The sequence below is a fragment of the Asticcacaulis solisilvae genome (assembly GCF_017875235.1).
GTDB lineage: Bacteria > Pseudomonadota > Alphaproteobacteria > Caulobacterales > Caulobacteraceae > Asticcacaulis > Asticcacaulis solisilvae_A.
Window position 1 is genome coordinate 38,544 of record NZ_JAGGMI010000014.1, and the last position, 14,776, is coordinate 53,319.

Consider the following 14,776-nt stretch of genomic DNA (forward strand, 5'->3'; position numbering starts at 1 on the left):
GTGGTGTTGTGTCGTTGTCACAATGTCGCCTGAAAAGGGCTTTGAGGTTAGCGCCCCAAAGCCCAAACGCGTCCGCCTAATCCTTGAACAAGGCAGCATTACCCCACGTAACTACGGTCGGCACTTTGTTTTTCGTGGCAGCGCCCCGTGCAACCAATTCGACAATCTTCACGCCGGCGATATCGGCCTGCAAGGTCTGCACGGCTTGGCCGAAGCGCGCCGGCCTGGAGGTCGCGAGCAGCTTCCCGTCGCCATAAACCGAGAAGGTCACGGCGTCGTCCGTATCGAAGGTCGAATCGTCTATTCCGACTTCGGCCACGAAGCGGCGGAAGCCACCGTCGGCCCGGACCTCGAACCGGGAGTTGGCCAGGACGCCCAACCCCGTCTCATACATTCTGCCATTGACGCGCAAGGCCTGCCGGTACGGCGTGGCGTCAGCCTGGGCGCCCCCCCAACCGGTATAAGCCGGCGGTTCACCGGTGTCGGTCGTACCCGCCCAGGGATTTTTCATGCGATGGATGGTGGGATCCGGCTGCGGCAGTACCACGCCGTCGACAGCCGGATTTACCCGGCCTGGCATTTCCGACAGATAAAGGCCATCGGCCAGGGTGCGTGCGCCTGTGGCGTCGAAAATAAGGGTCTGGCGCGGGGCGAGTTGCAGTTTCGTTTCGCCGGTAAAGGCAGGAAGCGTGTTTCCGCTCCACAGGTCCCTGAGCGTAACCGGCGACGTTCCGGCGAGCTTCAGGTGGCGAGCCGTCAGGGTTACGTCCGTCGGCGCCAGTCCACGGTTGAAGATCGCGACGGCCTTGTGGCCGTTGCTGAGCGTCTTGACCAGTATCTGGACATCGTCGCTGTCATAGGCCAGCACGGCCTGGTTCCCTGCCCGATCCTGATTGACGGCGATGATGTCGCTGTTGCCCAGAATGTCCATCAGCGATTGCGGCGCATTTCGCAGGTCGTAGCCGATCAGAAGTGGCGCCGACAGCATTGACCACAGCGCAAAGTGCGACTTCGCCTCGGTCAGGTGATGCTCATCGAAGTCGCCATGACCGATGAAGAGCATGTCGGGATCGTTCCACGAACCCGGATGGGCATAAAGCGCGCGGTTGGCGGCACTGTCGAAATTGGCCAGCATCCGCGTCCAGTTGGGTGTGATGTCATCGCTTGTGCGTGACAGGTTGCCGACGTCCTTTGCCCAGGCACGAACGTCGGCCGCCCCCCAGGCGCAAATCGAGAAGATATAGTCACCGTCGGGATTTTCCCGGCGCATCGCATCAGCGACCTGCTCGTAAAGCTTGCGGACGGCGGGAATGTCCGTGCGGCGGATCTCGGTAAAATCGATCAGCGGCCCCAGCGCGCGGTATTGGCCGGCCTTGACGCGCGCGTTATCCGGGCCGAAGGCGCGGATGCCGCAGGCATCGACCTTGATATAGTCGAACGCCCATTCGCCAAAATACAGCTTGATATCCTGTTCGACGTGGCCGTAGAGCCCGACCTCACGCTCGGCGACCGTGCCCTCCGGCAGGTTCTTCGCGTTCGGTGCAAAAGCCTGCGAGCAGTTGTTGGCGCCAATATCCGAGTAGATGCCGGCCTTCAGGCCCATGGCATGAATCCGGTCGGTGAATGGCTTGAAGCTGGTCTCTTCCGGTCCGCCGACGGCGGCCGACGGGAAGATGGAGGTGCGCACGATCATGCGGCCATCGGTCGTGCGGCGCTTCAGCCACCAGCCATCGTCGATATTGATGTAGCGGTAGCCTTTCGCCGCCAGACCGCTATCGACTATGACCTTGGCGGAATCGAGAACCTTGGCTTCCGTGATGTCGGTATGGAAGGCATTCCATGAGTTCCACCCCATGGGCGGCGTAGCGGCCTGTCCCGTCGTCACCGCGCTCCAGCGCCCTGTCGGCGCCAGTGGATCGGTGGCGGCATAGGCTCCGCTACCGCAAATGAAGGCAAGTGCAAGGCCACCAACAAGCCCGCGACCAAATCGTGTCATGACGTTTTCCATAGCGTTTATCCACTTATGCGTAGGCGCGTGAGATTTCGTGTCTCACGCGCCTACGCTCTTATTTTATATCCAGGGCGAACGTTGACGCCGGAAGATCGGCTGCGTCGTAAAGGTTGAGAATGGGCGCGTCCGACCACCCGAAACGCACCGATTTCGCATCCTCGCTCCCCGCGCCCGGGAGGACGACGGAACCGCCTTCGACATGCGCACTGGCGAAATGGCAGGATGCCTCGCATACCTCAAAGCCCAGCAGGTCCTTGCCACCGTACGCCTTAAGGGCGCCGTTGACATCCGAAAAATCGACGACCAGATCGTTGCCGCGGCGATATGCGCGCTCCGGCCGTGGTCCCAGCTTCAACGCTTCGCCATACGCCACCTTGCGCGCGGCCAGCGCCAGCCTCAGACCAACCTGACGTTTCTGCGTCGGGTGAATGTCGAAACGATCGCCGACGTCATAGCTTACGGCCATGCCGACGCGCTTGTCGTCCTGCTCGAGGCGACGCTGGACATCGCGCACCCCTCCCCAGCCCGATTCATAGGGAACATCCTGAGGTGTACCGAACGTACTGAGCTGGACCGGAAGAAACGGCAGGTCCGGCGCGTGAAACCGTGCGCGCCAGTCTTTGACCAGGGCCGGCAGAAGCTTTGCGTACAGCGCCGGGTCACCGGCGTTCGACTCACCTTGGTACCAGGCAACGCCTTTCAGGGTGTATGGCACCAGCGGCGCGATCATCCCGTTGTACAGCACAGAAGGTCCCCCGGCTTCCGCCCACGGCGCGGTCGGCGCGGCGCCGACGGTCCGGATATCGGCGCCGATATGGTACCGCCACTCCGACGAGAGCGCGATACGCTCTCCGGCATCGAGGGTCAGCGCACGATCGGCCGGCGCACCATGCAGGCCGCCGCCACCGCCCGTGTCCAGAACACGTATAGCGATGACATTCGCGCCGGCCTTCAGCACCCCCTTGGGAAGAGTGTAATGCCGTGGCTGGTTCCATCCGTCGGTCGCGCCGACCCATTTGCCGTTTACCCAGGTCGTGTCGGAATCGTCTATCGGCCCGAGGTCGATGGCCACGGCGCGCGCCGCCTGCTCAGCGGTCAGCGTGATCGTCTGACGATACCAAACGATGCCGTCGAACGCCTTCAAAGCGGCGATCCCGCTGTTTTCCCAGGCGCCCGCCGCGACGAGGGAGGGCCATTGCTTATCCGCGAACTTCGGGCTCGACCACTGGCCGGCTTGCGCAAAATCCGGATCGCGGGTGCGCCACCAGTTGTCGGTATAGGTCTTCCAGTTTGCAAGCGCGGTCTTGGGATCGGTCCGATACAGATCCACGACCTTCAGGTTCTCGCTCATTTCGCTGACGGAAGCCAGGCCCTCCCGGCTGACCCACAGCTGCGCCGCCGTGCCGCCCCAGGAGGCATGAATCATCCCCTGCGGCACATGGTAGGTATCCGCGAGTTGCCGCGCCATGAAATAACATACGGCCGACGTATTGGCCGCAGATGCCGGTGCCGACACCTGCCATTGTGTTGCCTTGGCGAATCCGGTCGTCGGCTGCGGTTGCGAGTTGCGTGGCACGTCGAAGATGCGCAGCGCCGGATTGGATGCGCCTGCTACCTCCCCGCCCCCGTTCGTTGCGTCCTTGAGCGCAAACTCCATGTTCGACTGGCCCGAACACAGCCAGACGTCGCCGACCAGGATATCCTGCAGGGTCTGGGTATGCCCGCCCGAATCCGTAAGCGTCAGGACGTAAGGGCCACCCGCCTTCTGCTGCGGCAGCGTCAGCGAAAATACACCCGATGCATCCGCTCGTCCGCTGGCGCTTGCCAGTATCTGGCCGCCGCCTGACAGGCTCAGGCTCACCTCTGAATTGGGCGCCGCCCGCCCCCAGACGGCGACCGGCTTGTCCCGCTGCAAGACGGCGTGATCGGCGAACACCGGCGCAAGCCCAAAAGCCTCCTGCGCCTGAGCGCCCGCCGCTCCGGCCAGCGAAAGCAGGCCCGCGATCAGTCCCGTAGCAATCCGGTTTTTCATAGTGCGAATTCCTTTAGAGCGATATGGCGAAAAGTGTAAGCGGTTTTCGCCTTAAATATCGCGACAAAACAAAAACTTAGATCGGTATGATGTTTCCAATTAAAATCATACCGATCTAGTCCGAGATATTTCAGAGCCGACCGCACCCGGTGTTCTTCATGCGGGTGCGACGGCATCAGTGTGAGTTTGGCGTTTAATGCTACTCAACCAAATCGACCGCGTCCGCTTCGAGGTGGAGAGTTCCATTCCACGTTTTCTTTGTGAGAAGACTGGTCTTTTTCCCGTCAAGCACAATGTCCTTCGGACCGTATGACGCGTTTACATAAAGGGTCCGGCCGTCGACGACCCGCGCGTAGACGCCTTCGGGGGTCTTCGGACCGGGCACTATGCCCAGTTGTGAGTAGAGGCTGCGATAAAGCGGCTGCATGATCGACGGCTGCGCGGGTGTCGCGACATAGATCGCCTGCCCCTTGCCGAATTTATTGACGGTGATCACCGGGGGGGTGCCGTCGATATTCGAGAAACGCCCGATCACCTTGGCCGTCGAGGGTTCGAGCACCTCATAGAAATTGATGGTCGTAGTGAAAGCGCCTTCGCCAATTTTGCCAACAAGAGGCGCGTAATGACGATAGAACTCCTTGGTCTTGAGGCCGAAAACGTCGGACAGCCGCCCTGGCAAAGACGTGTTGAACCACTGATTGGTCTCATCGACCTTGGCGGAATAGGCGGTCATGATCACCGTGCCGCCGCCTTTGACGTAGTTGCGGATATTGTCCGCTGACGCCTGGTCCATGAGGTAAAGGCCGGGCACGACAACCAGCTTGTAGCGGCTCAGGTCTTCATGGCCGATATTGATGACCGCGACATCGATATTGTCATTATAAACCGGTGCAAAAGCATTGTGCTCCTGAACCATATAGGGCGTCGTGATGTACTGACGCACGGTGTTCGAGGGTCCCGGAGGATTGGACGCCATCTTGGTCTCGAACGAATAGGCTATGGCGACTTGCGGATCGAGCTGACGCGGAAAGCCCAGGGTCTGCATGGTCTTGAACTCGGAAGCGATCCTGCCCCACTCATCGAGCTTCCACGACGGCGTGTCGTCGTGATCGACAAGACCGAAAAGGGCCTGCTCCTCGCCGCCGCGATGGCTGTTGAAGGTCCAGGCCAGCATGCCCTGGCCGCCGTTGAGAAGCCCGAAATAGGCCCACATCCGCGACCGCCCCTTGCTGCCATAATAGCCACCACCACCAGCCTGGAACTCATTGAACCAGCTCGGCGTCGACAAGGCGCCACGCATCATCATTGTTTCGAAGCCGCCGCTGATGGCGTCACCGTTGTAAAAGCCATACGAACCGTAGCTGACGTATTGCTTATAGGTGGAAAGGTAATCGAAGCCCTTGCGGTCGCTGCTGTCCCACAGGTTCGAGATCGCGGGCTTATCCGGGGCGTTTTTCCGGCGGGCCGCTTCGAGGTCCATCAGGTTTGCCACGTTCACGTCCGACCAGTAACGGCGCAGATCGAGGTAACGTTCGGCCGGACCGGGACCATCCGCATAAGGGAGCTCAACCTCGTCCCATGCGGTCAGCGTGCGTGCCCAGCGCTGCGTCGCCCACGCCGCGTTCAATGCTTCCAGCGAGCCATACTTCTTCTGGAGCCATGCAACGAAGCGATCGCGGTCCGCCCGGGAATAGGACATGAAGCCGTTACCGATCTCATTGTTGTAGCCAATGGCGATAACGCCCGGATGCTTGCCGTAACGCCTGGTCATCGCCTCGGCCAGGTCCTTGGCCAGGCGGCGATAGTCAGGGTCACTGGTATTGTCCATATAGCGCTCGGCCGCATAAAGGCGGTCGCCTTCCTGCGTCACGATATCGACGCCGGGGTATTTTTTGTGCAGCCACATCGGCGCGGGTTGCCCGGGTATGTCCACCATGACCTTGATGCCGTTGGCGTGCATTTCATTCAGGACGGCGTCAAACTTTTCGAAAGTGAAGACGCCTTCGGCCGGTTGAAAATAATCCCAGGACAGGTCGCCCATCCTCACGACCTTAAAGCCTGCCCTTTTCATGTGGGCGATGTCGTGATGGATCTGTTCAGGCGTCCGGTCCACGGGCTGATAGTTCGCCCCGACATAGAGCTGTTTTGCGTCCGGTCCGCCCGAAAATGCGTGCGTGCCCTGAGCCTGAGCCAGCCCCCATCCCGGGGACGCCGACCAGATCATAACCGCGCTGCAGACCAATGCTCTTAATTTCATATCTATTTCCTGCTTATGAAACCGGGCTGGAGTCCAAAAGCCCTACTTTACCGATATCGCCGAAAGGCGAATCCGCTGGAGTGGCATGCCCTCGACTTCGATCTCGACAGAGACATCTCCCGCCTCCGTCTCGGCCTGGACGACCGCCACGGCACGGCCGTGGAATGTCATGCGCTCACCGGACTGCAGGCTGGAGACATCCTGCGGATCGCCGTTGCCTAATCCCGCCAGTCGGCCGGCGCCCAGCACCCGGACATTCACGCGGCGTTCGTCACCGCGCGCATAGACCGGCGTTCCATTGGCGTCGAACAGCTCAATGGTCACATAGGCCAGGTCCTGCCCGTTGGCCGTCAGTTGCATTCTATCGGCCGCGATCTTAGCCGCGGCGGGCGCGCCTGCTGTCCTCAGTTCCCAGCGTCCCGCTTCCCTGCCATCGCGATAACCAACGGCCAGCAGTTGTCCGGCCTGGTAAGCCACGGAATAGGCTGCCTTATACTCCGTAGCAACACTGACTGCCTTCCGGCCGAGGCTCTTTCCGTTCAGGAACAGTTCGACTTCCGGATACTCCGAATAAACCACCACCTCCTGCGGCTTGCCTTCCTGGCCCGGCCACGTCCAGCTGGGGTGGACGTCGTCAAGCGACCAGTCGAGGTGCGGCGGCGTTGTCGGGAAATAATTCCGGTCGGGCAGGTCCTCGGTACCTTTCGGCTGCCGCACAAAGGCCGATACCGGGTCGATGCCAGTCTTCCACAGGACCTGGCGGTAATAGGCCGCGGGCCGCTTGCGTCCGGTGGCGTCGATCTCGCCGCAATAGGCCAGATTCCAGGGATAGGGCCCAAGCTTTTGCCAGTCCTGACTATAGCCCATCCATCCGATGCCCGCCTCGCCAAGATAGTCGACGGCGGTCCAGACAAAGTCTCCGATGACCCATGGCTTGGTCTCGACCGCGCGCCAGTAGGAAAAGGCGTCTTTCGGAAGGGATTCAGACGTGTACAGCACCCGGTTGGGAAAGTTCTTGTGCTCGTTGTCGAACTGCTGCGCCTTGTAATTATAGCCGGCGACGTCGAGTTGATCGAACTGCAATGAGCTCTTCGGTGGATCGGTATTCACCCCTTGGGTGACGGGGCGGGTAGGATCCATCTGGCGCACGCGCGCGGCCAGCTTCTGTGCCGTGGCGACGCCTTCGGGGGTTCCGTCTTCGGGAATTTCGTTGCCGATGCTCCAGAAAATGACACTTGGGTGATTGCGGCCGCTCACGACCAGGCTGTCGATGTCCTGCGCCCAATTTTCCGCAAAGAAGCGGCTGTAATCCTGCGATCGCTTGGACTTGTTCCAACTGTCGAAGGCCTCGTCGATCACCAGCATACCCAGTTCATCGGCCGCTTCCAGCGTCGCCTGGCTCGCCGGATTATGCGCGTTACGGATCGCGTTGTAGCCGGCCGCCTTCATCACGGCGACCTTGCGCCGGTCGGCGTCCGGAATACCGGCGGCGCCCAGCATGTAATTGTCGTGGTGGATATTGCCCCCGCGCAATTCCAGGGACTGCCCGTTCACACGCAGTCCGTTGACGGCGTCGATCGTGACGGTACGCATGCCAAAACGCGTCCGGCGTTCGTCGACGATCACGCCGTCGACGCGCAATTCCTGAACCAGCGTGTAGAGGTTCGGCGCATCCGGCGACCAAAGCTTTGGCTGGGCCAGGTCGAGACGGCTCTTTAATTGCGTCGTGGCCTTGGCGCCCACGGTTTGCTGCTGAACGGTCTGCGCCACTGTCTCGCCCGTCCGCGAAATGACCTTCGAGACCAGTTCGACCTTGGCCGGCTTTGCGGCGCAGTTGCTGGCGGCGGCATCCACGGCCACGACGCCGGACTCATTCGTCGCGACCGGCGTTGTCACGAACACGCTTTCGGGAACAATGTGTACGCAGTTGAGCACGTCGAGCGTCACCGGCCGGATGACACCGGTGCCCGCATACCATCGTGACGACGGATCGGGGTGATTGACCCTGATCGCGATAACATTCTCCCCGGCCCTGACCTTTCCGGTAAGGTCAACCGCAAAGGCTGTGTAGCCATACCTGTGCGACGCCACCTTCTGCCCGTTCAGCCAGATGTCCGCATCCATGTAGACGGCTTCGAAGCGCAGTTGGACAACACGCGCCGCCTCGTCCGCGTTCAGCACGAGGTGACGCCGGTACCAGCCCACGCCGCCCGGCAAGTAGCCCGAATCCTGGCCGGCTTCCGCCTTTGCGTCGAAAGGCGCTGAACCGTCGGCCTTGTCCATGATGGATATGTCGTGGGGCACGGAGACGCGTTGCCAGCCACCGTCGTCGAATGCCGGCTGTTCAGCGCCGGTGGCCTCGCCGCGATGAACGCGCCAGTCTTCCGTCAGCCGTCTTTGCTCGGCAGCGGCGGGATTGGCCGTGGCCAGGGACAGGCCCAGGGCAACCAGCGTCGCCCAGACACCACTGGACTTACGGGAAACGTTCCTGAACGCCGGTGCATGATGTTTTCTCGGGTAGCCCATCTGAATCCTATCCATTTCTCGTCTCTACGCGACTAAACCGCTTCCTGCCCTTGCCGTCTTTGCTCTATCAGCCCACGCACCAGGCTGTCTTCATCCAGGTCAATCCGGCTGTGTGGCCTCCGACCTGCGTAATCAGGTGACGGCGCCGCGGCAATTGCTGTCGCGTCCCTTCGCTCTGGAGCCGGATAAACTGCACTCAGGTAGCCTTGCAGTACCGATTGATGAATTCCTGATGCGAAGTGACCGCCTGCGCCGAACGCATGATCTCTTCGCGGCGCGATTCCATACCCTTGCGGATCTGGTCCAACGGATAGACATCAGCCGCTACGGCGTAGCGCGCTGGAATGGCGCCGTTGCCCAGCAGGATCGCGAGCCAGCTCGGCTCCATATAGGACTCGTGATCACCCAGCGCGATTTGCCCGCTGGCGTTCCAGATCTCAAGCTTGTGTCGAAGGCTGTCAGGCACCTCGATGTCGCGGCACGCCGCCCACAATGGCTCGGGCCGGCGGGAGAGGTAATAGTGCGCAATGATGAAGTCGCGTATGCGCTCGATCTCGCCGGTGGATATCCGGTTATATTCGTCGCGCAAAACGGGGTTGATGGTCCCTTGGGGGAAGAATTGAAGCAACTTCAAAACCCCCTGGACGATCAACTGCAAGCCGGTTGACTCCAGCGGTTCGAGAAAGCTGGAGGCGAAGCCGATCCCTATACAATTGCGGTTCCAGAACTGCTTACGATGCCCGGATGTAAAGCGGAACACCCTCGGTTCAGCCAGCAGTTCGCCGTCGACATTGCCTAGCAAGGCGTCGCGCGCCGAGTCGTCGCTCCAGAGATCCGAATTATAGACCATGCCGTTGCCACTGCGATGTTGTAGCGGAATAGACCATTGCCAGCCGCCGGCGTGCGCGGTGGATCGCGTAAACGGCATGGGCGCGCCGGTACGTTTCGATGGGACCGCCATGGCGCTGTTGCAAAGCAACCAGCGCGACCAGTCAACAAATGGCGTGTCCAACGCCTTTCCCAGTAATTCGGACGCGAAACCCGTGCAATCCAGGAACAGGTCGCCGGGAACCTTAATACCATTGGCAAGATGGATGGCGGTAATATTGCCAGAGGCGCTATCCAGATCGAAGTGCGTCATCTTGCCTTCGATACGCTGCACACCCAGCCGGGTCGCCACATCCCGCAGATAGCGGGCGTACAATGCGGCATCAAAATGATAGGCATAGTGATAGCGCGAATTCTGCGGATCCATAGGCGCAAAATTGTTGTTCTTGGCGACGGCGTAGGCGAACGAATAGTCATCGATCGGATGCGCATCGCCTGATTGCCTCAATCTCAGCCAGTAGTGGTGGGTCGATACCCCGTCAACTTGGCGACCATAGTCGCTGAACGCATGGAAATGCCGGTTTCCGGCAACGCCCCAGTCGCAAAATTCAATGCCCAGCTTGAACGTACCCTGGGTGCTGCGAACAAAGTCGTATTCGTCAATGCCGAGCAAAGCGTTGCAGAGTGCCAGCAACGGGACCGTGGCCTCCCCGACGCCAATGATGCCGATTTCCTCGGATTCAACCAGAGTGATGCGGGTTTGACTACGATCCGTCTTCCTGGCCAGCAGTGCGGCCGCGATCCACCCCGCCGCGCCGCCGCCCAGTATGACGATTTCCTGTTGCTGTACGCTATTCATAAACATACCTCGCCATGAACACGCCCGACGCCATGTCTGGCGAATGGGTTTTCAGGCTTATGCGGGGGTGGAGTTCGGTCAAGTTGCGCAAGCTGCCGACGATATGCGACCTGGAAGGTCCGGCAGCAAAATTGTATTTGAAAAAGGAAGGGCGCTTCCCGATGAAGCGCCCTTCCTCGTTCGGCCCCTTAGAAGCGCGCCCGTACGGTGAGCTCGTAGCGCTGATCGCTGACGTTATGGTCGTACGGCGCAAAAACGCCAGGCACAGGCTCCTGAACTGTTTTCGACTTCGTATTGAGAAGGTTGTTCGCGTTGAAGGAAACGGAAACCTTGCTGCTCACGCTGTAGTCAAAGCCCAGGTCCAGGTAACCCGCTTCCTCCATGTAGGCCGGAACCATGTTGTACACCGGATAGGAATGTGCGGCGTCAAATACGGTCGGGCTGGTGTTGAGGATGTAAGGGTTGCCGCCGCTCGTCGCATAGGACAGCGGATTGACGTTGGTCGACAGCAGCGCCTTGTCGCGCCAGTTGTAGGCCAGACGGAAATTGACCTTGCCGCGGCTGTACAACAACTGGATGTTGTAGGCCCACTTCGACAATCCCGCATAGGGAAGGTCGGGGTAGGTCTGCGGCACCGTGCCGTCCGGATTGAGGCCCGGCAGGGAACCGTTGGCCGGTGGGGGCGTCAACACGCTGTTGGCCTGCTGGGCAGGGTTTCTGCTGTCGATGTAAGTCAGGTTGCCATCAATGCCAAACCCGCGGAACCATCCAGGGAGTTGATCGAAGAACTTGCGGCCGCCGATCTCAAAGCCCTGGATATAGGCCTTCTGATCCGACGTCTTGTTCTGCAGATACAGCCACGGAAGATCGAGTGTTGTTGGCGTCCCGACGGCCGTCTGCCCGGTTGGGGGCGGACCACCGTCAAAAGCCAGCGCCGGAATAGGAAGATTGTTGGCGATGAACGAATGGAACACCGGGAGATCATCGATCTGCTTGGCGAACAGATCCACGTAGAAGAAGCTGGACGACGACGGATAGTATTCGAACGTGATATCCTGGCTGTTGATCATGGTCGGCTTCAGATCCGCGCCCCCACCGTTGACGGAAACACCTGTGAGAACTCCGGGCGCCTGCGGATTTCCGGCAGAAACTGATCTGGCGCCAATCGAACCACCCGCGCGGATGTCGTTGAGATTCGGCGGAGCCGACGCGGTCGACGCCGCAGCGCGAATGATGAACTTGTCGGTTACGTCGAACTTGATATTGAACGAAGGCAGAACACGATGGTATTTGTAGTGCCGGGTCTGTGTACTATAACCTTGAACAAACGAATAGAGCGTCGGGAACACCGGCGACGCATTCGGATCAGCTGCCACCACCTGCTGCGCGTTGTAGTAATCAATGCTGTCCTGTAAGGTCAGAGCAAGGTTCTGAGCGTTCGGCGTACTCAGAAGACCGCTCGCCGTCAGGGTTTCTGTGAACGCACGAACGCCGATATTACCCGAGAACGCTGGAATGAATCCGAAACCATTGTGCGCGAACTTGGCCTGGACATAGACGGCATTCGTGGCGATGCGGCTATCGGTCATGTTCAGTCCCTGATCGATATTATCCCGCCAAAACTCTTCCTTGGTCCGAGGCCGCATCTGCCCGGTGACTTCATCTTCGATCAGCTGGCCGTTATACGTCTTGAGCAAGTGGTACCAGTCATAACTCTGCATGAGCGATTGGCTGGGGACGTAAAGCTGCGCCGGAACAGGCGCCGCGCCGCCGAAGAAGTTCGGGAAGGTGGCGACTTCATAATCGGACGACGGCACGTTTACGTTCGTCAGATATTGAATATTCCCAGCGCCATAGGTCGGGTCGTTGGGATGCGCCGGCCATGGGTCCCCCAGCCACGACTGGCTAAGCGGCGCCCAATAGGTCCCCACATTGTCGTCTTTTTCTGAGCGGGTGGCGGAACGACCGCCAAAACTGATGCTGCGCAGGAAGCCATCTTCGCTGACCTGGTATTGGACATCGAAGTGGGCGGCGACCATCGTTCCCTTGTTATTGGGTTTATGATAGCCGAAATTGCTGAGATACGCCTTGCTCTTATCGAGAAGGCCTTCGGTGGAAAGGCCAGACAAAACTGGCAGCTCTCCCGTCAGGTCGACGTCCATCGAGTTCACCAGCGGGCTGGTCTGAGCGAGGCCAACAAACATGTTTTCCCCGGTCATGCGGGAACTGACATATTGCAAGCTGCCACGCACCGCCAAGCGTTCTCCGGGCGTCCAGACGAAGCGTTGCGTAATATCGAGTGTGGAACTTTTGCTGTGCGACGCCGACGCGCCGCCGCTCGGATTAAACGTGCCCGCGGGGCCACATTGCACCAGACGCTTGCCATCCCAATCCGCAGGGGGATTGTTCGGATCGATACCCCCATTGGCCGACCAGTCCCACTGAAGCGACGACGCGGGACTGCCAAAGACGCCGCCACAATCGATCCTGTAGTGGGCTGGGAACCAGCCGTTCGCCGCTATAAAACTGTCGCTCGCGGTCGTGTTCTGCCAATCCACCGAATTGCCGGTGGACCCGACCGTGAGGCTACCCTTACGGAAGGCGCCATTGGCATCATAGTCGACCGGGCTGCCGACCTTGGGCATAACGGCGGACGAGGCGGAAGGACTCGACCCCACGCCACCGCTGTGCGACCAACCATTGTCGTGATATTCCGAGTAGAACACCGTGTTGGTCAGCGTCAGGTTATCCGTCGGCTTCCACTGGACGGCCTGATAGGCGCCGTACCGCTCGCGCTGACTGATATTGTTGTTCCAGTTGAACGAGCTGGGAACAAAAGCCATATGATCGTCACGGACAGAGTCCGTCGCCCACTCACCGAACATGGCGCCAACCTGCAAGTTGCTGCTCTGCTGGTGCAGACTGCTGTAGGCCAAATCCCACAACACGCCAAACTCACCGATGTTGGTGTCGAAACGCTTGGAGAACATGGCGGAAATGCGAGGCGAAGCCTCTTTCACCTGGCTGCCGTAGCTGGCGCCAACCGTGAGGTTGAGCTGCGGAGTCTTGAAATCGAAGGGCAGATGGGTGCGAAGATTGATCAAGGACGTCCCGCCTTCAATCAGGTCAGCGCGCGACGCTTTGTAGACATCGACACCGGCCATCAACTCGGGCGTGACTTCGTTCCAGCTGATGGCGCTCGCGCCGTTGGCGCTGAACAACTGCTGGCCGTTGAGCGTGCTCGAATTGAAGGGAAGACCACGCACGGTGACACCCGTTCCTTCGATCTGGAACGCGGTGTTGCCTCCGTTGGCCCCAGTGAAACGGGAGATAGACACACCCGAAACGCGCTGAAGGACTTCGGTGATCGAATTGTCGGGCAGCTTGCCAGCCTCGTCCGCGACAACCGAATCGACGATCGTGTCGGAGTTCTTTTTGATTTCGATTGCACTCTGAAGCGCTTTACGGCGCGTCGTAACAACCACGACGTTGTCCGCGTCATCCGCACCCGCAGTGGTGGACGGTGCGTCCTGAGCCTGCGCGGACGCAGCGATCGTCATGACGGCCAGAGCCGACACAGTGCCGCTCAGCATTAATTTACGCATAGATAATTTCATTTCCCGTTTCCTCACGTTGATCCTCGCCCGTCGCCGCTTTGTTATTGCTTATGGACAGTACGGCTCCGACCATTTGTCGGACAATGGCGCTATAATCAAAAAACTTCAAATATAAATTTGAAATTCATATATGAATGGAACGGTCTGTTGCGTCCTTGTCACAAATGGGAAGCCCCCATCGCCAGGTTTAGACACACGCCGAGACGCAAGGAAGCGCTCATCTTTGAAAAAACCCCTTGCCCAATTAGGGCAAGGGGAGTGATCTCACCACCTGAGACGAGGAGAAGAAAAGGTGGTGTGGATAAGCTCGCTCGAACACAGCTAGGGACTATGCCCAGATAAACGCTTACAAGGCCACATTACACGACGCACGCATTAAGATCAAATATAAAATAATATTTTATATTTGATTTAAAAGGGCGACAGTCGAGCCCAGCCGCGCGGAATTACGTGAAAAGAAAGCCCTTTTGTCTGACAACAAAAGGGCTAACTCGCTCAACTGTCAGGGAAGACATACCAGGGCGAGGGGTAAGTTGTTGCTTCGTTAGCAGGGAAGCTCAACACATTTAAGCCACCCTTCCCGCAAAATCAAATATAAAATTTATTTTCTCAAATAAAATAAACTTCTCCTCCACCCTTATTTTTT

Annotated in this window: 6 protein-coding genes; all 6 read right to left on the reverse strand. The window is 59.3% G+C overall.

Annotation, left to right across the window (positions count from 1 at the left end; all coding sequences use genetic code 11):
• Nucleotides 1-76: 76 nt before the first annotated feature.
• A complete protein-coding gene (locus tag J2X24_RS18770; protein ID WP_209724973.1) occupies nucleotides 77-1,996 on the reverse strand; it encodes an NPCBM/NEW2 domain-containing protein in 1,920 nt (639 codons plus the stop codon).
• A 70-nt stretch (nucleotides 1,997-2,066) separates the two neighbouring features.
• Entirely contained in the window at nucleotides 2,067-4,043 is a 1,977-nt protein-coding gene (locus tag J2X24_RS18775) for a sialate O-acetylesterase (RefSeq protein WP_209724975.1), read from the reverse strand.
• 199 nt (nucleotides 4,044-4,242) lie between these two features.
• Nucleotides 4,243-6,300: a beta-galactosidase gene (locus J2X24_RS18780; RefSeq protein ID WP_245344949.1), complete on the reverse strand. Its 2,058-nt coding sequence runs from the start codon at nucleotides 6,298-6,300 to the stop codon at nucleotides 4,243-4,245.
• Nucleotides 6,301-6,342: 42 nt separating this feature from the next.
• The gene (locus J2X24_RS18785; RefSeq protein ID WP_209724978.1) at nucleotides 6,343-8,841 is read right to left on the reverse strand and encodes a glycoside hydrolase family 2 TIM barrel-domain containing protein; all 2,499 of its coding nucleotides are present in this window, start codon (nucleotides 8,839-8,841) and stop codon (nucleotides 6,343-6,345) included.
• Nucleotides 8,842-9,022: 181 nt separating this feature from the next.
• Complete coding sequence (locus J2X24_RS18790; RefSeq protein WP_209724980.1) at nucleotides 9,023-10,513, reverse strand: tryptophan halogenase family protein; 1,491 nt, start codon at nucleotides 10,511-10,513, stop codon at nucleotides 9,023-9,025.
• 188 nt (nucleotides 10,514-10,701) lie between these two features.
• Entirely contained in the window at nucleotides 10,702-14,130 is a 3,429-nt protein-coding gene (locus tag J2X24_RS18795) for a TonB-dependent receptor (RefSeq protein WP_209724982.1), read from the reverse strand.
• Nucleotides 14,131-14,776 lie beyond the last annotated feature (646 nt).

Coding starts and splice junctions, on each gene's coding strand:
- J2X24_RS18770 (WP_209724973.1), bottom strand. CDS start 1,996: ATGACACGATTTGGTCGCGGGCTTGTTGGTGGCCTTGCACTTGCCTTC.
- J2X24_RS18775 (WP_209724975.1), bottom strand. CDS start 4,043: ATGAAAAACCGGATTGCTACGGGACTGATCGCGGGCCTGCTTTCGCTG.
- J2X24_RS18780 (WP_245344949.1), bottom strand. CDS start 6,300: ATGAAATTAAGAGCATTGGTCTGCAGCGCGGTTATGATCTGGTCGGCG.
- J2X24_RS18785 (WP_209724978.1), bottom strand. CDS start 8,841: ATGGATAGGATTCAGATGGGCTACCCGAGAAAACATCATGCACCGGCG.
- J2X24_RS18790 (WP_209724980.1), bottom strand. CDS start 10,513: ATGAATAGCGTACAGCAACAGGAAATCGTCATACTGGGCGGCGGCGCG.
- J2X24_RS18795 (WP_209724982.1), bottom strand. CDS start 14,130: ATGAAATTATCTATGCGTAAATTAATGCTGAGCGGCACTGTGTCGGCT.